The 19,066-nt window shown below is 68.3% G+C and carries 19 protein-coding genes and 1 tRNA gene; 9 read left to right on the plus strand and 11 right to left on the minus strand.

Going from position 1 to position 19,066, the window contains the following annotated elements:
* Positions 1–226: 226 nt before the first annotated feature.
* Positions 227–523: a helix-turn-helix transcriptional regulator gene (locus AB0H32_RS10040; protein WP_361117130.1), complete on the minus strand. Its 297-nt coding sequence runs from the start codon at positions 521–523 to the stop codon at positions 227–229.
* 111 nt (positions 524–634) lie between these two features.
* Between AB0H32_RS10040 and AB0H32_RS10045 the strand changes: the two genes are divergently transcribed.
* Complete coding sequence (locus tag AB0H32_RS10045; RefSeq protein ID WP_361117133.1) at positions 635–1,555, plus strand: hypothetical protein; 921 nt, start codon at positions 635–637, stop codon at positions 1,553–1,555.
* On the opposite strand, the gene AB0H32_RS10050 is transcribed toward AB0H32_RS10045, so the two are convergent.
* Together AB0H32_RS10050 and AB0H32_RS10055 are read right to left on the minus strand one after the other, a co-directional pair.
* Positions 1,477–1,929: a hypothetical protein gene (locus tag AB0H32_RS10050; protein ID WP_361117136.1), complete on the minus strand. Its 453-nt coding sequence runs from the start codon at positions 1,927–1,929 to the stop codon at positions 1,477–1,479. The genes AB0H32_RS10045 and AB0H32_RS10050 overlap by 79 nt on opposite strands.
* 624 nt (positions 1,930–2,553) lie before the next feature.
* Positions 2,554–2,637, minus strand: a tRNA-Leu gene (locus AB0H32_RS10055).
* Positions 2,638–3,023: 386 nt separating this feature from the next.
* Between AB0H32_RS10055 and AB0H32_RS10060 the strand changes: the two genes are divergently transcribed.
* The 7 genes from AB0H32_RS10060 (at position 3,024) to pknB (ending at position 11,917) form a co-directional block, all read left to right on the plus strand.
* Positions 3,024–3,881 carry a DUF3662 and FHA domain-containing protein gene (locus AB0H32_RS10060; RefSeq protein WP_361117139.1) on the plus strand — a complete coding sequence of 286 codons (858 nt, stop codon included), beginning with the start codon at positions 3,024–3,026 and terminating at the stop codon, positions 3,879–3,881.
* A 10-nt stretch (positions 3,882–3,891) separates the two neighbouring features.
* Complete coding sequence (locus AB0H32_RS10065; protein ID WP_361117142.1) at positions 3,892–4,413, plus strand: FHA domain-containing protein; 522 nt, start codon at positions 3,892–3,894, stop codon at positions 4,411–4,413.
* 132 nt (positions 4,414–4,545) lie between these two features.
* Complete coding sequence (locus AB0H32_RS10070; protein ID WP_361117301.1) at positions 4,546–6,090, plus strand: Stp1/IreP family PP2C-type Ser/Thr phosphatase; 1,545 nt, start codon at positions 4,546–4,548, stop codon at positions 6,088–6,090.
* A gap of 27 nt (positions 6,091–6,117) precedes the next feature.
* On the plus strand, positions 6,118–7,584 hold the full coding sequence (locus AB0H32_RS10075; RefSeq protein ID WP_361117145.1) for an FtsW/RodA/SpoVE family cell cycle protein: 1,467 nt from the start codon (positions 6,118–6,120) through the stop codon (positions 7,582–7,584).
* Positions 7,585–7,705: 121 nt separating this feature from the next.
* Positions 7,706–8,050 carry a hypothetical protein gene (locus AB0H32_RS10080; protein WP_361117147.1) on the plus strand — a complete coding sequence of 115 codons (345 nt, stop codon included), beginning with the start codon at positions 7,706–7,708 and terminating at the stop codon, positions 8,048–8,050.
* A 248-nt stretch (positions 8,051–8,298) separates the two neighbouring features.
* Positions 8,299–9,777, plus strand: a complete 1,479-nt coding sequence (locus tag AB0H32_RS10085; RefSeq protein WP_361117150.1) for a penicillin-binding transpeptidase domain-containing protein — start codon at positions 8,299–8,301, stop codon at positions 9,775–9,777.
* 169 nt (positions 9,778–9,946) lie between these two features.
* On the plus strand, positions 9,947–11,917 hold the full coding sequence (pknB, locus tag AB0H32_RS10090; RefSeq protein WP_361117153.1) for a Stk1 family PASTA domain-containing Ser/Thr kinase: 1,971 nt from the start codon (positions 9,947–9,949) through the stop codon (positions 11,915–11,917).
* Between the two features lie 593 nt (positions 11,918–12,510).
* On the opposite strand, the gene AB0H32_RS10095 is transcribed toward pknB, so the two are convergent.
* From AB0H32_RS10095 to AB0H32_RS10120, 6 genes are read right to left on the minus strand one after another with little or no spacing between them, the layout of a single operon-like run.
* Positions 12,511–13,275 carry a class E sortase gene (locus AB0H32_RS10095; RefSeq protein ID WP_361117156.1) on the minus strand — a complete coding sequence of 255 codons (765 nt, stop codon included), beginning with the start codon at positions 13,273–13,275 and terminating at the stop codon, positions 12,511–12,513.
* A 13-nt stretch (positions 13,276–13,288) separates the two neighbouring features.
* Positions 13,289–14,353, minus strand: a complete 1,065-nt coding sequence (locus AB0H32_RS10100) for a class E sortase (protein WP_361117159.1) — start codon at positions 14,351–14,353, stop codon at positions 13,289–13,291.
* Entirely contained in the window at positions 14,350–14,988 is a 639-nt protein-coding gene (locus AB0H32_RS10105; protein WP_361117162.1) for an aminodeoxychorismate/anthranilate synthase component II, read from the minus strand. The genes AB0H32_RS10100 and AB0H32_RS10105 overlap by 4 nt, the downstream gene beginning before the upstream one ends.
* Positions 14,985–15,146, minus strand: coding sequence for a hypothetical protein (locus AB0H32_RS10110; protein ID WP_361117165.1), 162 nt, complete (start codon positions 15,144–15,146; stop codon positions 14,985–14,987). Before AB0H32_RS10110 ends, AB0H32_RS10105 begins: the two co-directional genes overlap by 4 nt.
* Positions 15,147–15,198: 52 nt before the next feature.
* Entirely contained in the window at positions 15,199–15,888 is a 690-nt protein-coding gene (locus tag AB0H32_RS10115; protein WP_361117168.1) for a class E sortase, read from the minus strand.
* Positions 15,889–15,909: 21 nt separating this feature from the next.
* Positions 15,910–16,698, minus strand: a complete 789-nt coding sequence (locus AB0H32_RS10120; protein WP_361117171.1) for a DUF881 domain-containing protein — start codon at positions 16,696–16,698, stop codon at positions 15,910–15,912.
* 140 nt (positions 16,699–16,838) lie between these two features.
* Between AB0H32_RS10120 and crgA the strand changes: the two genes are divergently transcribed.
* Positions 16,839–17,093 (plus strand): cell division protein CrgA, encoded by a 255-nt coding sequence (gene crgA, locus AB0H32_RS10125; protein WP_067299185.1) that lies wholly within the window; start codon positions 16,839–16,841, stop codon positions 17,091–17,093.
* 261 nt (positions 17,094–17,354) lie between these two features.
* On the opposite strand, the gene AB0H32_RS10130 is transcribed toward crgA, so the two are convergent.
* Positions 17,355–18,245 carry a rhomboid family intramembrane serine protease gene (locus AB0H32_RS10130; RefSeq protein ID WP_361117175.1) on the minus strand — a complete coding sequence of 297 codons (891 nt, stop codon included), beginning with the start codon at positions 18,243–18,245 and terminating at the stop codon, positions 17,355–17,357.
* Positions 18,246–18,334: 89 nt separating this feature from the next.
* Complete coding sequence (locus AB0H32_RS10135) at positions 18,335–18,868, minus strand: peptidylprolyl isomerase (RefSeq protein ID WP_361117178.1); 534 nt, start codon at positions 18,866–18,868, stop codon at positions 18,335–18,337.
* Positions 18,869–19,066: the final 198 nt, after the last annotated feature.

A 19,066-nucleotide genomic window follows, 5' to 3' on the forward strand; every position in this document is an offset into this window, starting at 1 on the left:
TAGAGGCCAAGGTGGCGGCCAGTGGCGACGAACCCCACCGAAAACCTTCCAAAGCGCCGGATCAGTTCGTCACGTCGCATTTTACGGACGGCAGAGTGCCGCCGGTAGCACTGGGCGAAATCTGGTCCTGCCCTTCGCTCGAAGGGATGACCGCTTCGTGTTCGGCTTCGAACAACCCTTCCTCACCTACTTCATGCGAACCGCTGGAGCCGCTTTACAGCCCCCGTCACACCTCTCGGCCAGGCCACAGGTCCGCCTCCAGCGCCTTCTCCAGGTTGGCGATGGTCAGCAAATCGGGCCACGCTTCCCCGTTGAGGGCCTTGCTGATCGTGTAGCGCGCGACGCCGCTGTTCCGCGAGAGCTCCGCGACGGTCCAGCCCTTGCGGTCGATGGCCGCCCTCAGCCTGAGAGCAAGCGCCTGGGCGACACGCGCGCCGTGATGCTCCTCCATGACGGCCTCAGGCCACGCACCGCTGACGCAGTACGCGCGCGGCGGCAGGCTTCGGGCATCTCCTTGGGGCATGAGGTGAAGTCTGACCCATCCGGTCCTCCCCGGTCGCGCGCGGCCGCTGCCACGGAGACACGTTATTCGAATAGCACCCCGCCTGCCGGGGTGTTGGTGTGGCGGCATGTGATGAGTCAGCGCATTGATTCCTACCGCCCGGCCGGCTCCCCCGCGGGGTGGAGCCGCGTCGGCGATGAAGTACGCCGTGTGGTCCGCATCGCCGACCCGCAGCTGCCGCACAAGGCACGGGAGTTGATGACCGCACTCACCCAGCTGGCTCTGTTCTGCGACAGCGAGGGACTGCCCGGTACCGCCGAGGTGTGGCTCTCCCGAGAGGTGATCGAACGCTTCATCGCAGTGGGATGCCCCAACGTGGGCGAGAGCACCCGGGGCAACTACCGGAGCCGCCTCCTGCGGCTGCGCGAAGTCGTCCTGGGCAGCGACTGCCGGACCGGTAAGCCCGCCAAGCTGTCGGCCTCCGCCGCGAACAGCCCCTACAGCCGGACCGAACTCGCGGACCTGTGGGGCTGGGCCGGTGGACAGCCCACCGAGGAGCTGCGCTGGGGCTGCAAGACCCTCATGGCGCTCGGGCTCGGCGTCGGCCTCGACTCCCCGGAGGTCATCCCCCTGCGCCTCCACGACGTACGCAGAACCGCGAACGGAAGCGGTCCAGTCGTCGTGTGCACCCGTGGGCCCAGGAAACGGGAAATCCTGTGCCGTCGCCGCTGGGAGGGCGTCCTGGCATCCGCCGCCGATCGACTCGAGACGACCGGCGCCGCCCAGTATCTGTTCCGCCAGAACTGCCACAGCCGTGGCACCAACACCGTCACGAACTTCCTCGCCCGCACCCAGCCGAGCCCCAACGCCCCGCGCCTGGTCATGGGCCGCCTGAGGTCCACCTGGCTGGTCGAGCTCTTCGACGAGCGGCTGCCCATCACGGCCATCGTGGCGGCCGCAGGCGTCGACACACTTCACGGCCTCTCCCGCATCCTGCCGTTCCTGAGCGCCATCCCGGCCGAGGAAGCAGCCCAACTGCTGCGAGGCGTCTGATGACGGCGTTCCGCGGGCAGCCCAGCGAGCGCCACGAGTGCCTGCTGGCCATGCGCGCGCAGCGCAGACTTATCGCCGATGCCGACGTCCAAGCGGCGATCGAGGAGGTGGACACAAGCGGACTCGTAGCCCTGCTCGAGCAGTTCGTCCACCTGCCCCGCGGCCGACGCCGCACTCTGCACCTCAGAAGCCTCCTGACCGGCCTCCACCTGTGCACCCAGGACACCGGCGGCAAGATCGTCCTGGAACGGGTCGCCGACATCCTGTACTTCCGCGTCAGCCCGCGGCTGCGCACGTTGCTGGGCATCGGCGAATACGAAGACGACGACAGGGGGTTCGAGGCGGCCTACGCCGTCGTCCGCCGGCTCTTCCACGCGATGAAGGACGCGATGAATCCCTCACCGCTGCCGCCCAACGGGCACCTCTCCCGCGCGGAGGCCCATCACCATCAGCCCCGAGACCGGCGCCAAGCACTGGCAGGCCCTGGAGTACGGCGGCCCCGAATGGCAGAAGGTCTACTTCCGGCTCCGCAACAGCGGCGAGGGCTACAACGGCTACGCCAAGAACCCCCTCGCCGAGGGCATCGAATCCGCCGGCTCCCGCCGCATCCGCGGCATCGCAGCGCAAACGATCCTGCTCGCCTTCCAGCTGGCCCACGCCAACCGCCGCAAGATCAAAAAGTGGCTGGACACTCTGTCCCTCGGCGGCGAGCGACCACGCCGGCGCACCCACCACCGCCGTCAGACGAAAGAACCCAAGACCTGGACCCCGACCGGGCACCTCACACCCGCCGCCGCCTAGCCGGGCAAGCCCCCAGGTAACGGCACGACATCACTTGAAGAAAAGCCGTAGACCCCATCGGTGAGATGGCTCACCGATGGGGTCTTCTGCGTCCGTCCCCAGGTGTGCGATCCCTCACAAACCCGGACGCAACGAGAAACGGGCCCCTACCGTGACTTTCGTCACTGGTAGAGACCCGTTCCATCGGTTTCTCTGCGTGCGCGAGGGGGGAGTTGAACCCCCACGCCCTTGCGGGCACTGGAACCTGAATCCAGCGCGTCTGCCTATTCCGCCACCCGCGCATTGGGTGTGTCTTCCGGTTCTTCCCTTGCGGGCTGGCCCCTTCCGACATCCAGAACATTAGCACGTCGTACGGGGTGGGTTCACATCCCTTTCCCTGGCCCGGGGCCCCTGCCCGTACCCGCTCCTGTCTCAGCGCATGCCTGGTCACGTATCAACCTCGTACCGGTCCAGGGGATCTGCCCAGGAGGCGGACCGGGTCCACAGCCGGGTGCGGGACACTGGTCCTCGACCGCCTCTACGATCCATGCCGGGAAGAGTTCGAAGGGGAGCCGCTGGGGGAACCGGCTGATTGCCGGGCGCGTAGATACGATCAGTAAGCAGTACCTGGCAGGACAGCAGCACCGAGCAGGGCAAGACACAGCGGCAGCGATGGAGGAGGTGCCCCATGGGAGTCCTGAAGAAGTTCGAGCAGCGTCTCGAAGGTCTGGTCAACGGCACCTTCGCCAAGGTCTTCAAGTCCGAGGTCCAGCCGGTGGAGATCGCCGGTGCGCTCCAGCGGGAGTGCGACAACAACGCGACCATCTGGAACCGCGACCGGACCGTGGTTCCCAACGACTTCATCGTGGAGCTGAGCACGCCGGACTTCGAGCGCCTCAGCCCCTACTCCGGGCAGCTCGGCGACGAGCTGGCCGGCATGGTGCGCGACTACGCCAAGCAGCAGCGCTACACCTTCATGGGCCCGATCAAGGTCAACCTGGAGAAGGCGGACGACCTCGACACCGGCCTGTACCGGGTGCGCTCGCGCACCCTCGCCTCCTCGGCCGACCAGCAGGGCGCCGCTCCGGCGCCCCCGGCAGGCCGGCCCGGCCAGGGCGCCCCGGGCGGTTATGGCTACCCGCCGGCCGCTCCCGCCGGAGCGCCCCCGATGCCCTCGGCGCCGCCCCCCGGCGCCCGCCCCGGTGGCTACGGCCACCCCCAGCCCGCCGGTCAGCGGCCCGCGGCCGGCCCGGCGAGCGGCGGGCGCACCCGCTACTGGATCGAGATCAACGGCACCCGCCACCAGATCTCCCGTCCGACGCTGGTGCTGGGCCGCAGCACCGACGCCGACGTGCGGATCGACGATCCCGGCGTCTCGCGCCGGCACTGCGAGATCCGGACCGGAACGCCCTCGACGATCCAGGATCTCGGCTCCACCAACGGCATCGTGGTGGACGGGCAACACACCACTCGCGCTACGCTCCGCGACGGCTCGCGGATCGTCGTGGGCAGCAGCACCATCATTTACCGGCAAGCCGAAGGGTGAAGCGGGGGCAATGTCAGAGCTGACCCTCACGGTCATGCGGCTGGGTTTCCTGGCCGTACTGTGGCTGTTCGTGATCGTGGCCGTACAGGTCATCCGGAGCGACCTGTTCGGTACGCGTGTCACCCAGCGCGGATCGCGTAGGGAAGCCGCGCGCCCGCAGCAGCAGGCGGCCCGGCAGCAGGCCGCGCCGCCGCAGCAGCGCGGCCAGCAGGGCGGCGGCGGCCGGCGCGGCCGCAACGCCCCCAGCAAGCTGGTCGTGACCGAAGGCACACTCACCGGTACCACCGTCGCGCTGCAGGGCCAGACCGTCACCCTGGGCCGGGCACACGACTCCACGATCGTGCTGGACGACGACTACGCCTCCAGCCGCCATGCCAGGATCTACCCGGACCGCGACGGCCAGTGGATCGTCGAGGATCTCGGCTCCACCAACGGCACCTACCTGGACCGTTCCCGGCTGACGACCCCCACACCGATCCCGCTGGGCGCGCCGATCCGCATCGGCAAAACCGTCATCGAGCTGCGGAAGTAGTACGACAATGAGCGAGCGGAGCGAGCACGCAGCGGCAGGCCGCACCCCGGTCTCCGGCGCGCTCCCGACCGGAGGGTGGGCAGTGTGGCTCGACACGACCGGCTGTACCCGGAGCCGACGGGTGAGGTGCGTATGAGTCTGTCCCTGCGCTTCGCCGCCGGATCGCACAAAGGCATGATCCGGGAGGGCAACGAGGACTCCGGTTACGCCGGTCCGCGTCTGCTCGCGATCGCCGACGGCATGGGCGGCCAGGCGGCCGGCGAGGTCGCCTCCTCCGAGGTCATCTCCACCCTGGTCACGCTCGACGACGACGTGCCCGGCTCCGACATCCTCACCTCCCTCAGCACCGCCGTGCAGCGCGCCAACGACCAGCTGCGCTCCATGGTCGAGGAGGACCCCCAGCTGGAGGGCATGGGGACGACCCTCACCGCCCTGCTGTGGACCGGCCAGCGGCTCGGCCTCGTGCACGTGGGCGACTCCCGTGCCTATCTGCTGCGCGACGGGGTGCTGACCCAGATCACCCAGGACCACACCTGGGTGCAGCGGCTCGTCGACGAAGGCCGCATCACCGAGGAAGAGGCGACCACCCACCCGCAGCGCTCCCTGCTGATGCGCGCCCTCGGCAGCGGCGACCACGTCGAGCCCGACCTGTCGATCCGCGAGGTCCGGGCCGGCGACCGCTATCTGATCTGCTCCGACGGCCTCTCCGGCGTCGTCTCCCACCAGACGATGGAGGAGGCCCTCGCCAGCTACCAGGGCCCTCAGGAGACCGTGCAGGAGCTGATCCAGCTCGCCCTGCGCGGGGGCGGCCCCGACAACATCACCGTGATCGTCGCCGACGTCCTCGACCTGGACACCGGTGACACCCTCGCCGGGCAGCTGTCGGACACCCCGGTCGTGGTCGGCGCCGTCGCCGAGAACCAGCACCATCTGCACGACAACGGGATCATGCAGACCCCGGCCGGACGCGCCTCCCACCTCGGCCGCAAGGGCCACCGGCAGGGCGGCGGCGAGTTCGGTCCGCCCGGCTCCGGCGACACGACCGGCTATGTGCCCGCGGGCAGCTTCGGCGACTACACCGACGAGGACTTCGTCAAGCCGCGCAAGGGCCGCAGGTGGCTGAAGGGAACGCTGTACGGCGCCCTCGCCCTCGCAGTCGTCGGCGGCGGCCTGTACGGCGGATACCGCTGGACGCAGACGCAGTACTACGTCGGCGCCAGCGACGAGCACGTCGCGCTGTACCGCGGCATCAGCCAGGACCTGGCCTGGGTGTCGCTGTCGAAGGTGGAGAAGGACCACCCCGAGATCGAACTCAAGTACCTGCCGCCCTACCAGCAGAAGCAGGTCAAGAACACGATCGCGGCGGGTGGTCTGCAGCAGGCCCAGACGAAGATCGAGGCACTGTCGGTACAGGCCTCCGCGTGCCGGAAGCAGGCGGAGCGCACGGCGGCCGAGAGCGAGAAGAACGTCAAGACGGGCCAGGGCGAGGCGGGAGGCACCACGGGAACCACCCGTTCCTCCTTCACGTCCAAGGCATCACCGACGCCGAACCCGTCGGCCTCCAAGTCGTCTCCCGCCTCCAAGCCCCCGACCCCGTCCGCGAGCGCCACTCCCCACCCCGGCCCGAGCCTCTCCGAGGATGAGCAGAAGGTCGTCGATCAGTGCGGCAAGCAGTAAGCAAGCCGTGAGAGGCCCCGTCACACGATGAGCAGTACTTCGAACTCGACGCACCACACGTCCACGATCGGCGCGATCGGCGCCCCCAGCCGCCGGAACACCGAGCTGGCCCTGCTGATCTTCGCCGTGGCCATCCCGGTGTTCGCCTACGCCAACGTGGGCCTGGCCATCAACGACCAGGTGCCCGCGGGGCTGCTGAGCTACGGCCTCGGCCTCGGCCTGCTGGCGGGCGTCGCCCATCTCGCCGTGCGGAAGTTCGCGCCGTACGCCGACCCGCTGCTGCTGCCGCTGGCCACCCTGCTCAACGGACTCGGGCTCGTCATCATCTGGCGCCTCGACCAGTCGAAGCTCCTCCAGTCGCTGCGCGCCTTCGCCCCGGCCGCGCCCCGCCAGCTGCTGTACACCGCACTGGGCATCGCCATGTTCGTGGCCGTGCTGATCTTCCTCAAGGACCACCGCGTCCTGCAGCGCTACACGTACATCTCGATGTTCGGCGCCCTGGTCCTGCTCATCCTGCCGCTGGTGCCCGGCCTCGGGGCCAACATCTACGGCGCCAAGATCTGGATCAGGGTCCCGGGCCTGGGTTCCCTCCAGCCCGGTGAGTTCGCGAAGATCGTCCTCGCGATCTTCTTCGCCGGCTACCTGATGGTGAAGCGCGACGCGCTGGCCCTGGCCAGCCGCCGCTTCATGGGCCTCTACCTGCCGCGCGGCCGCGACCTCGGCCCCATCCTGGTCGTCTGGGCGATCTCGATCCTCATCCTGGTCTTCGAGACCGACCTCGGTACCTCGCTGCTGTTCTTCGGCATGTTCGTGATCATGCTGTACGTCGCCACCGAGCGGACCAGCTGGATCGTCTTCGGTCTGCTGATGTCCGCGGCCGGTGCCGTCGGCGTGGCGAGCTTCGAGCCGCACATCCAGACGCGTGTGAACGCCTGGTTGAACCCGATGCGCGAGTACACGCTCAGCCGCCAGGTCACTCACGACGGCATCCTCCACTCCGACCAGCTGCAACAGGCCCTGTGGGCCTTCGGCTCCGGCGGCACCCTCGGCACCGGGCTCGGCCAGGGCCACTCGGACCTGATCAAGTTCGCCGCCAACTCCGACTTCGTCCTCGCCACCTTCGGCGAGGAGCTGGGCCTCGCGGGCATCATGGCGATCCTGCTGATCTACGGCCTGATCGTGGAGCGCGGCGTGCGCACCGCCCTTGCCGCCCGCGACCCGTTCGGCAAGCTGCTCGCCGTCGGCCTGTCCGGCGCCTTCGCCCTCCAGGTCTTCGTCGTGGCCGGCGGTGTGATGGGCCTCATCCCGCTGACCGGTATGACGTTGCCGTTCGTCGCGTACGGCGGTTCGTCCGTGCTCGCCAACTGGGCGCTGATCGGCATCCTCATCCGCATCAGCGACACCGCCCGCCGCCCGGCGCCCACCCCCGCCACGAACCCCGACGCCGAGATGACCCAGGTGGTCCGCCCCGGCAGCGGCGGTCCCGTCGGGTGATGCTGATCACCCCCGTCAAGATCGTTCCACCTCGGGTCCCCCACTAGAGTGACGGACGACCACCCCCGTCCCGCGACCACGGGACGGGACGACCAACACATTGGGGGATCTCATGCTTCGCATGGGTACGCGCGGCAAGCGCGTCGCGGTGGGCGCGGCCGCCGCGCTCGGCGCCGCACTGTTCACGATGACCAGCGCGGCGAGCGCGCAGGCCGCCGGCCTGTACGGGGGCGGCTGGAACACGGACGACGTCAAGATCCGCAAGGGCCCGAGCACCGACATGGCGGTCGTGGACCACGCCTACAAGGAGGACGGCGCCGCGGTGAAGTGCTGGGTCCGGGGCGAGGGCGTCTACGGCGACAACCTCTGGTGGTACGTGAAGGACGTCAACTCCAGCAAGAACGTCTGGGGCTACACCTCCGACTACTACTTCCACGTGGCCAGCGGCAACCCGCCGAAGTGCTGAACGGCTCCTCGGCGCATCACTGACGGACGGCTTCCGGAACCGGCATCTGCCGGAGCCGGAAGCCGTCCGCGGTTTCCGGAACCCACCGCACCTCCGACGCGTCTACTGATCAGTCGGTGTGGACGGCCCCGCCCGGGACACACAGCCGCTGCCTCTAGACTGTGGGCGGCCAAGGATGAGCGCCAGCACCATCGGCACCGAGAGACTGAAGCAACAGGCGCACCTGTTAGCTTGTGGAAAGGCCGGATGTGAACAAGCCACTGCGCCGAATCGCGATCTTCTGCGGACTTCTCGTCCTGGCGCTGTTGATCCGTGACAACTGGCTTCAGTACGTCCAGGCCGACAAACTGCGCGCCGATCCGGACAACCGCCGCGTGATCATCGAGCGGTACGCGCATCCGCGGGGCGACATCGTCGTCGACGGCGACCCCATAACCGGCTCGGCCGAGATCAAGCACGGCGACTTCAAGTACAAGCGCACGTACAAGAACGGGCCCATGTGGGCCCCGGTCACCGGCTACTCCTCCCAGGCCTTCCAGGGCAGCTTCCTCGAGGGCGTCGACGACGGCATCCTCACCGGCAACGACGACCGGCTCTTCTTCCGGAACACCCTCGACATGGTCACCGGCAAGCCGAAGCAGGGCGGCAACGTCGTCACCACGCTGAACGCGGCCGCGCAGAAGGCGGCGTACACCGGGCTGTCCCGGCAGGGCGGCAAGGGCGCGGTCGTCGCCCTGGAGCCCTCCACCGGCAAGATCCTGGCGCTGGCCTCCTACCCGTCGTACGACCCCTCATCCTTCGCGGGCTACTCCGACAGTGACGCCAAGGCCTGGAACGGACTGCAGAAGAAGAACAACCCGGCCGACCCGATGCTGAACCGGGCGCTGCGCGAGACCTACCCGCCGGGCTCCACGTTCAAGGTGGTCACAGCCGCGGCCGCGCTGGAGAACGGGCTGTACACGGACGCCACCTCGCCCACGAGGTCGCCGCTGCCCTGGATCATGCCGGGCACCACGACCCCGCTGAAGAACGAGGGCAACATCGCCTGCAAGAACGTCAGCATGGAAGAGGCGCTCCGGATCTCCTGCAACAGCGTCTTCGGCAAGATCGGCGCCGACCTGGGCAACGACAAGATGCTGGCCGAGGCGAAGAAGTTCGGATTCGACTCCGAGCAGTTCACCCCGGTCCGCTCGAACGCCTCGGTGTTCTCCGACCACATGAACCAGTCGCAGACCGCGCTGTCCTCCATCGGCCAGTACAACACCGCGGCCACCCCGCTCCAGATGGCCATGATCGCCTCGGCCGTCGCCAACGACGGCAAGCTGATGAAGCCGTACATGGTCGACGAACTGCAGTCCTCCAACCTCGACCCGGTCGCCAAGACCGAGCCGAAGGAGATGAGCCGGCCCCTGTCCCCGAAGAACGCGCAGATCCTGCAGCAGATGATGCAGACCGTCGTCGAGAAGGGCACCGGCACCAAGGCACAGATCGGCGGCGGCGTCACGGTCGGTGGCAAGACCGGTACCGCCCAGCACGGTGTGGCGAACAACGCGAACCCGTACGCGTGGTTCATCTCCTACGCCAAGCTCAGCGACGGCAGCTCGCCGGTCGCCGTGGCCGTGGTCATCGAGGACGAGAGCGCGAACCGCGACGACATCTCCGGCGGCGGCCTGGCCGCGCCGATCGCGAAGAACGTCATGGAGGCGGTCATCAAGTCCAAGAAGTGACCCTGCACACGTCCCCTTCACATCGCTGCACGTTGCGATACCGGTCCTGTATCGGGTTACGGGCTTGGCCAGGTCACACACAGCGAGCCGGGTACGGTAGGCCCGGACGGCAGCCTCCGGCCGCACGCATGCGGCGGCCGGGACCGACGGAGAGGGCTGGTAGGTAGCTATGGAAGAGCCGCGTCGCCTCGGCGGCCGGTACGAGCTGGGCCAGGTGCTCGGCCGTGGTGGCATGGCGGAGGTCTACCTCGCGCATGACACCCGGCTCGGCCGCACCGTGGCGGTGAAGACGCTGCGCGCTGACCTCGCGCGTGATCCGTCCTTCCAGGCCCGCTTCCGCCGGGAGGCCCAGTCGGCCGCCTCGCTCAACCATCCCGCCATCGTCGCGGTCTACGACACGGGCGAGGACTACATCGACGGGGTCTCGATCCCGTACATCGTGATGGAGTACGTCGACGGCTCCACGCTCCGTGAGCTTCTTCACTCCGGGCGCAAGCTCCTGCCCGAGCGCGCCATGGAGATGACCATCGGCATCCTCCAGGGCCTGGAGTACGCCCACCGCAGCGGCATCGTCCACCGCGACATCAAGCCGGCCAACGTCATGCTGACCCGCAACGGTCAGGTCAAGGTCATGGACTTCGGCATCGCCCGGGCCATGGGCGACTCCGGCATGACCATGACGCAGACGGCCGCGGTGATCGGTACGGCCCAGTACCTCTCCCCGGAGCAGGCCAAGGGCGAGCAGGTCGACGCCCGCTCGGACCTGTATTCGACGGGCTGCCTCCTGTATGAGCTGCTGACGGTACGGCCGCCGTTCGTCGGCGACTCCCCGGTCGCCGTGGCCTACCAGCACGTACGCGAGGAACCGCAGGCGCCCAGCGTCTTCGACCCCGAGATCACCCCCGAAATGGACGCGATCGTCCTGAAGGCGCTGGTCAAGGACCCGAACTACCGCTACCAGTCGGCCGACGAGATGCGCGCCGACATCGAGGCCTGCCTCGACGGCCAGCCGGTCGCGGCGACGGCCGCGATGGGTGCCGTGGGCTACGGCGGCTACCCCGACGACCAGCCGACCACGGCCCTGCGACCGGACGCCGGCGCCGGAGCGACGACCATGCTCCCGCCGATGAACCCCGACGACGGCTACGACGACCGTCCCGACCGGCGCCGCCAGCAGAAGAAGAACAACACCTCCACCATCCTGCTCGTCGTCGCCGGCCTCCTGGTCCTGATCGGCGCGATCCTGATCGGGAAGTACGCGTTCGACGGGAAGAACAACAACGAGGGCCTCAAGGCCCCCAACTTCGTCGGCAACAGCTACGGAACCGCCAAGGAGATGGCCCGGAACTCGGACCTGAAACTCGGCCAGATCACCCACAAGTCCTGTGAGGCCCAGACCAAGGGCAACGTCTGCTCCCAGGACCCCAAGGCGGGCGCGGACGTGAAGAAGGGCGACGCGATCAACCTGGTGGTGTCGACGGGGGCCCCGAAGGTCACCGTGCCGGATGTCCAGGGGATCCAGTTCGCCGACGCCCAGAGCCAGCTCAAGGACAAGGGCTTCGAGGTCGACAAGAAGACCGAGGTGTCGGACCGGACACCGGGCGTCGTCATCGCCCAGGACCCCCCGGGCGGCACGAGCAGGCAGAAGGGCACCACGATCACCCTCACGGTCGCCAAGGCCGCGGAGAAGGTCACCATCCCCGGCGACCTCGTAGGCAAGTCCTGCGACGACGCCAAGGCCGAGCTGCAGGGTATGGGCCTGGCGCCGAACTGCGCCGACACGCCGACCAACGACCCCAACCAGGACGGCAAGGTCATCTCGACCAACCCGCAGGCGGGCGAGCAGGTCGTCAAGAACACCGCCGTGACGATCAACGTCGGCAAGGCGCAGGACAACGGCCCGGTCCAGGTCCCGAACATCCAGGGGCAGAAGCTCAAGGACGCCAAGAACCTGCTGCAGCAGGCCGGCCTGCAGGTCGGCGACATCCAGGGCTCGCAGGACGACAACGCCGTCGTCCTGACGTCGAACCCGCTTCAGGGCAGCACGGTCCAGAAGGGTTCCTCGGTCAACCTGATCACCGTCGACCAGAACGGCAACGGGAACAACGGCGGCGGCGGCTTCCTCGGCGGCGCCGGCTGACGCGTACACCTACGAGTGGGCCCCTGCCGGGACTTCCCGGCAGGGGCCCACTCGTTGGAACTTCGCGCCGAGATCGCACTGCAGTACCGCTGCCGATCATGTCGTCATATGACACGCCTCGTTGATCCGGCGGGGTGGAGCATCGAGTTTCTGCCCCGGTGAGACGACCACGACGAGCCGAAGGGGCAGAACGTGATCAACGAATCGGCGCTGTGGGAATCGACGACCCTGCGCAACAGCGTGCTGGACCGCTGGATCCCATCCGGCAGCAGCGACAGTGCCTCAGCGCATCGAGCGACGGCTCCACCAGCACCACGCCCGGTTGCCGAGGCTCGAAGGGACGCGGGACGACCGTCCCGCCGTCGGAGTCATGGACGCCATGAACGGCCGCACGTTCGAGCAGTACATCGCCGCCGAGGCGGGGATGTACTGCCGTACATCGCGGGCTGCTGGAGGAGTGGAGCGCCGGCGAGCCGCTGAGGGTCCTGGAGCAGGCACGGCCCGGCGCGCGTGAGGAGGCCCGAAGCTGCAAGAGGAGTTGCGGCTTCGGGCCTTCGGCATGCCAGAGGTCAGAGGTCCCTGGAGGACCCGGGTCAGTCGGCCAGTTCCTTCGGCGGCGTCCGCTTGCTGTCCACCTTCTGCACCCGGACCAGCTCGCCCCACACCACATAGCGGTACTCGCTCGTGTACACGGGCGTGCACGTCGTCAACGTGATGTAGTGGCCCGCCTTCTTCTTGCCGGACTCCTTGGGGACCGAGGTCAGGACCTTGACGTTGAACTTCGAGGTCTCGGGGAGGATCGAGTACACCTTGTAGACGTACCAGTCGTCCCTCGTCTCGAAGACGATCGGGTCGCCCTTCTTCAGCTTGTCGATGTTGTGGAACTTCGCGCCGTGGCCGTCGCGGTGGGCTGCGAGGGCGAAGTTGCCGTCCTTGCCCGTTATCGGGAGGGCCGCCTTGACCGGGTCCGTGTAGTACCCGGCCACACCGTCGTTCAGGACGTCTGTGCCCGTGCCCTTCTCGACCAGGACCTCACCGTTCTTCATCGCCGGCACGTGCAGGAAGCCGATGCCGTCCTTGGTGTCCAGCGCACCGGGACCCGAGTCGGCGGCATGGGCCCAGTGCTCACGCACCTTCTCGGCCTCCTTGTGCGCCTTGCGATCCGCTATGACGTTCGTCCACCACAGGGAGTAGACGACGAACAGGGCGAGCAACAGGCCCACCGTGATCAGGAGTTCACCGAAGACACTGACGGCCATCGCGATCCGGCCGGGGCGCCGGCCGGGCGCGCCTGGCGCCGCGCCAGGCCCGCCGGAGGAGTCCGTGTGCTCTTCGGTGTCGTCGGCGGTCGCTGCCACTGTTCTTTTGCCCCTACTCGATGAGCGCGTCCGGCTTGCCCTTGCTGCGCGGGCGTTCCTCGACCATCTTGCCCCAGACGATCAGCCGGTACTTGCTGGTGAACTCCGGTGTACACGTGGTGAGGGTGATGTAGCGGCCCGGTTCGGTGAACCCCGAGCCCCTCGGGATCGGGTTCAGCACACTGGTGTTGGACGGCGCCGTCACCGGCAGCGTCGAGGTCACCTTGTACACGTAGTACGTGTCCTGCGTCTCGACCACGACCGCGTCACCGGGCTTGAGCTTGTTGATGTACCGGAACGGCTCACCGTGCGTGTTCCGGTGGGCGGCAAGGCCGAAGTTCCCGGTCTTTGCGCTCGGCATCGCCGTCTTCAGCGCACCCTCGCCGTAGTGCCCGACCATCCCCTTGTCGAGCACCCTCTTGTTGCTGACGCCCTCCGCTATCGGCGCCACCACGTCCAGCGCGGGGATGTGCAGGATGGCGAAGCCCTGCCCCGGCTCGAACACTCCCGGGCTGCGCTTGCCGCTGGCCCAGTCGCTCTGCAAGTGGTGGGTCTCGCTGCCCGCCTGCGCATGCGCGCGCACGTTCGTCCACCACAGCTGGTAGGTGACGAACAGCAGCATCAGCACGCCGGTGGTGATGAACACCTCACCGATCGCCCGGCTCGCGACAACGCCCGGGCTCGGCCTGCGCAGCCGCGCCTGCCGACGGGCCTCCACCCGGGAGAGCGGCCGCCCGGGCCCGGACTCCGGCGAGGTGCCGGACGGACCCGTCTGCTCCCGATGGCCGCCATGACGGCCACCACGCCGCTTGGCCGCCTTTCTGCGGGCCGCACGACCACCCGGTGGGGATCCGGCGACGGAAGAGACGGACGGGGCTCCAGAGGCCCGTACGGGCCCGCTCCCGGGACCCAGCAGCGGATCCGGGATCCGCAGCGCCATCGTTTCGTCGTCCACCGGTCCCACCGTCGCCATCGGCGCCGTGGGAGAGTCGCCCGCGCTCGCGTACGGCACACGGCCGTAGGACTCGTACGGCCCCTCGCCGTACAAGTCCTCGCGCTCGGGGCGCAGCGCGGTCACGCCGTGGACCTGCCCACCACCGGGGCGAGCCCCGCCGACCTCGCCACGGCACCCTGGTCGCCGCACTCCACCAGCCAGTTGGCCAGCATCCGGTGCCCGTGCTCGGTCAGGACCGACTCGGGGTGGAACTGCACGCCCTCGACCGGGAGTTCACGGTGGCGCAGGCCCATGATGATCCCGTCGTGCGTACGGGCCGTGACCTCCAGCTCCGCCGGGACGGTGGCCGGCTCGGCGGCCAGCGAGTGGTAGCGGGTCGCCGTGAACGGGGAGGGCAGCCCGGCGAAGACGCCCCTGCCCTCGTGCTCCACCGGAGACGTCTTGCCGTGCAGCAACTCTGGCGCCCGGTCGACCACGCCGCCGTACGCCACCTGCATCGACTGCATGCCGAGACAGACCCCGAAGACCGGCACCCCGGTCGAGGCGCAGTGCCGGACCATGTCCACACACACGCCCGCCTCCTCCGGCGTACCCGGGCCGGGTGAGAGCAGCACGCCGTCGAATCCGTCCTGGGCGTGGGCCGTCGACACCTCGTCGTTGCGCAGCACCTCGCACTCGGCACCCAGCTGGTACAGGTACTGGACAAGGTTGAAGACGAAGCTGTCGTAGTTGTCGACGACGAGAATCCGCGCACTCACTGGTTGTCCACCGTCACATCGTTGAAGGGCAGCAGCGGCTCGGCCCAGGGGAAGACGTACTGGAACAGGACGTAGACCAGGGTCAGGATCAGGACGAGTGAGATGAGCGCCTTCAGCCACGCATTGCCCGGCAGATGCCGCCAGATCCAGCCGTACATGCCGTCCCTTCCGTTCCACCACGGCACCTGACTCAGGCCGTACAGCACCAGACTAACGGCGCAGAGCCCTCGGTTCGCCTGTGTCCACAGGCTGTGTGGAGTCCAAGTGTGCCCAGACGATCAGCCGGTGGCTGTGCCCCCATTCCGGATCGCACGTCGTCAGTGTCAGGTACCGGCCCGGACGCGTGTACCCCGACTTACGTGGCACAGGGTCGATCACCTCAACGTCGGTCGGAACGGTTTTGTAGGGCCCTTTGTCGATCCGATACGTGAACCAGGTACTCCCGTCCGTGAGCACCACGGCATCACCTGGCCGCAGCCGGGGGAAGTCCTTGAAGGGGTCGCCGTAGGTACGCCGGTGTCCGGCGACCGCGAAGTTGCCCCCCTGGCCGAGGCGGGCCGTAGCCGCATAGTGGCCGAGGCCCTTCTTCAGCACGTCGGTGCCGGTGCCCTCCAGCACCGGCTTGTTCCACGTGAAACCGAGCCGCGGGATGTACATGATCGCGAAGGGCCGGCCCTCGTGGTAGGCGGCCGGCTTCGGCGCGCCCGCCGAGGCCCCGCCTGCGCCCGCCGAGGGGCGCACGCTCCCCTTCGACCACTGCTCATGCAGCTGGTCGATCTGGTCGTTCATCGCCCCGTCGGCCTGCACGCCGGTCCAGAACAGCACGTAGACGACGAAGAGCATGAGCAGGGTGCCGACGGTGATGCACAGTTCGCTGAGGGTCCTGACGATCACGCGCACCGGCGGCTCCTGAGCGGACGGCTACTGCACGGGCTTCGCGTAGTGCAGATCCACTGTGCCCGAGTAGCCCGGCAGAGTCACCGTCCCGTCCTCGGTGACTTTCCAGCCGAGGCCGTAGACGTTGACGTAGACCATGTAGGTCTGGATCGCCTTGCTGGCGGCGAGCGCCTGCTGGAGCCTGTCCGGGTCCCCGACCGCGGTGATCTTGTACGGCGGCGAGTAGACACGCCCCTGGAGGATCAGGGTGTTGCCGACGCAGCGGACGGCGCTGGTGGAGATCAGCCGCTGGTCCATGACCTTGATGCCCCGGGCACCGCCCTGCCACAGGGCGTTCACCACGGCCTGCAGGTCCTGCTGGTGGATGACCAGGTAGTCGGGCTGCGGCTCCGGGTAGCCGGGGAGCTTGGCGGTGGCGTTCGGCGGGGCGTCGTTGAGGGTGACGGTGATCCCCTTGCCGGTGAGCTTCTGGGTGCCCGCGCTCTTCTCCAGCCCGGTGAGCCTGCGGTCCTGGGCCTTGGTGCTGCCGCCGTCGCTCTGCGCGAGCGACTCCACGCTCTCCCGCAGGGCCGCGCTGGACTCGTCGAGCTCCTTGTTCTTGCGGCTGCGCTCCTGGATCAGGTCGGACAGCTTCAGCAGCGAGGAGTCCTTGCGGATGTCCGTGCCCTTGGCCGTGTTGAAGCTGGTGACGAAGATGAGCCCCGCCAGGGCGAAGACGGCCGCCGTGAGGATCCGCACCGGACGCAGGCGCGGGCCACGCTCGGGGCCGGGACCCGTTGATCCCGTCCCGGGGGAGTCGGCAGAATTGCTCAACGTACCCTTATCTCCTTCGGCGCCGCGGAAGCACTACGCTAACGGACGCCCGGGGGAGCACTCAGCGTCCCCTTGTACGCTGCCCCGGACCGACCCAGTTACCTGCGCGGCCACGCAGCGCATCGACAGGAGAGACCCTCGTGCCGAAGTCACGTATCCGCAAGAAGGCCGACTACACGCCGCCGCCCGCGAAGCAGGCGCAGGCCATCAAGCTGACCAACCGGGCCTGGGTCGCGCCCGTCATGCTGGCCATGTTCCTGATCGGCCTGGCCTGGATCGTCGTCTTTTATGTGAGCAACGGCTCGCTGCCGATCGACAGCCTGGACAACTGGAACATCGTGGTCGGCTTCGGCTTCATCGCCGCCGGGTTCGGTGTCTCCACGCAGTGGAAGTAGCCACGACCGCAGCAGCTCTGCCCACGGCTGTTCGCTGAGTTATCCACAGCTTGGAGCACTGTCCACACCCCTCCTGGGGAAAAGACTACGATCTGTGGATAACTCATCGGCCGTTGACGCCGGTGTGACTGCCCTACCGGTCTTCATACACCCGTTCGCCCCCTGTCCGACCTGCGGAAACACATCTGAGCGACAGGGGGCACAGCTGTGCCCGCACCGTGTGCACAAGATCCGGCACACACTGTGGACAACGGTTCGGTATCAGGTGAGCTGAGTGGTCCTGATCAGCGTCAGGACCACCACCACGGCCAGCACGAGCGCACAGGTGCCGTACTGGATCACCGTCCGCCTCGCGCGCGGGGCGTGGACCATGGCGTAGCCGGTGACGACACCGGCGACGAGACCGCCGACGTGCGCCTCCCAGGCGATGCTCATCCCCGGACTGAAGGTGATGATCAGGTTGATCACCAGCAGCGCGATGATCGGCCGCATGTCGTAGTTGAGCCGGCGCATCAGGACGGCGGTCGCGCCGAAGAGCCCGAAGATCGCCCCGGAGGCGCCCAGCGAGGGCTGGTTGGGCGCAGCGATCAGGTAGGTGAGCGCGCTGCCGGCCAGGCCCGAGACGACGTAGAGGGCGATGTAGCGGGCGCGGCCGAGGGCGGCCTCCAGAGGGCCGCCGATCCACCACAGGCTGAGCATGTTGAACGCGATGTGGGCGTAGCCGCCGTGCAGGAACATCGCGGTCAGCAGGCGGTAGTACTGGCCCTCAGCGATGCCCTGCGGTCCCGTGAGGTAGTAGGTGTAGGCGTGGCCGATGAGCTCGAAGCGGTTGGTGAAGCGGTCGCCCAGGGAGAGCTGCAGCAGGAAGACGGCCAGGTTGATCCCGATGAGGATCTTGGTGACCAGCCGGGGGTCCGCCGCCATCGTGCCGCCCGCGACCGTGCGGGGGCGGGAGGCGGCCGGGGGGTGGCCCGTGCCGGAGGCGCCGCGCACGCACTCGGGGCACTGGAAGCCGACCGAGGCGCTGACCATGCACTCGGGGCAGATGGGGCGCTCGCAGCGGGTGCAGTGCACACCGGTCTCGCGGTCCGGGTGCCGGTAGCACACGGGCAGGCTCCGAGCGCCCTGTGCGCTGCCTGCGGCCTGGTCCATGAGTTCCCCTTGCTGATCGTGGGCGGGTCCCCCGGCAATACCCCGCCCCGCTCTTCCTTACGGACGAGCGGGGCGTTTGGTTCCCGGGATCAGCCCTGGCGCTTCTCGACGACGACCGTCTCGATGACGACGTCGTTGACCGGACGGTTGTTCGGGAGTGTGGTCGGGACCGCGGCGATGGCGTCCACGACCTTCTGGCCGGCCAGGTCGGCGACCTCGCCGAAGATGGTGTGCTTGCGGTTCAGGTGCACCGTCGGGGAGACCGTGATGAAGAACTGCGAGCCGTTGGTGTTCGGCCCGGCGTTGGCCATGGCGAGCAGGTACGGCCTGTTGAACGACAGGTCCGGGTGGAACTCGTCCTCGAACTCGTAGCCGGGGCCGCCGATGCCGTTGCCCAGCGGGTCGCCGCCCTGGATCATGAAGCCGCTGATGACCCGGTGGAAGAGCGTGCCGTTGTAGAGCATGCCGTAGCTCACTTCGCCGGTACCCGGGTGCGTCCACTCACGCTCGCCCCGCGCGAGTTCGACGAAGTTTCTGACCGTCTTGGGCGCGTGGTTCGGGAACAGCCGGATCTCGATGTCGCCGTGGTTGGTCTTCAGGGTGGCGTAGAGCTGCTCGGCCACGTTCCGCCTTCCGTTGTCCGCGTGTGCTCACCGATCCTCGCACGGCCCAGGACGGGCGACGCCCGACAGGAGTGAGTTCCCCCGGTGAGGGAGCGCAGGGCGGAGTTTCGTGGGAGTGTCGTGAGGAAGTTCCCGTTGCACCCATATGCCCGCCCTCGCATGCCGCGCAGATGGTTGGCAGGCATGATCCGTAAAAGG

Origin of the sequence: Streptomyces sp. NPDC020362, from assembly GCF_040642095.1 — a bacterium.
In the GTDB taxonomy this organism is placed as follows: domain Bacteria; phylum Actinomycetota; class Actinomycetes; order Streptomycetales; family Streptomycetaceae; genus Streptomyces.

What these genes read in the sequence shown, in the direction of transcription:
- AB0H32_RS10040 (WP_361117130.1), bottom strand. Translation starts at nt 523, where the DNA reads ATGCCCCAAGGAGATGCCCGAAGCCTGCCGCCGCGCGCGTACTGCGTC.
- AB0H32_RS10045 (WP_361117133.1), top strand. Translation starts at nt 635, where the DNA reads ATGAGTCAGCGCATTGATTCCTACCGCCCGGCCGGCTCCCCCGCGGGG.
- AB0H32_RS10060 (WP_361117139.1), top strand. Translation starts at nt 3,024, where the DNA reads ATGGGAGTCCTGAAGAAGTTCGAGCAGCGTCTCGAAGGTCTGGTCAAC.
- AB0H32_RS10065 (WP_361117142.1), top strand. Translation starts at nt 3,892, where the DNA reads ATGTCAGAGCTGACCCTCACGGTCATGCGGCTGGGTTTCCTGGCCGTA.
- AB0H32_RS10070 (WP_361117301.1), top strand. Translation starts at nt 4,546, where the DNA reads ATGAGTCTGTCCCTGCGCTTCGCCGCCGGATCGCACAAAGGCATGATC.
- AB0H32_RS10075 (WP_361117145.1), top strand. Translation starts at nt 6,118, where the DNA reads ATGAGCAGTACTTCGAACTCGACGCACCACACGTCCACGATCGGCGCG.
- AB0H32_RS10080 (WP_361117147.1), top strand. Translation starts at nt 7,706, where the DNA reads ATGGGTACGCGCGGCAAGCGCGTCGCGGTGGGCGCGGCCGCCGCGCTC.
- pknB (WP_361117153.1), top strand. Translation starts at nt 9,947, where the DNA reads ATGGAAGAGCCGCGTCGCCTCGGCGGCCGGTACGAGCTGGGCCAGGTG.
- AB0H32_RS10110 (WP_361117165.1), bottom strand. Translation starts at nt 15,146, where the DNA reads ATGTACGGCTGGATCTGGCGGCATCTGCCGGGCAATGCGTGGCTGAAG.
- AB0H32_RS10130 (WP_361117175.1), bottom strand. Translation starts at nt 18,245, where the DNA reads ATGGACCAGGCCGCAGGCAGCGCACAGGGCGCTCGGAGCCTGCCCGTG.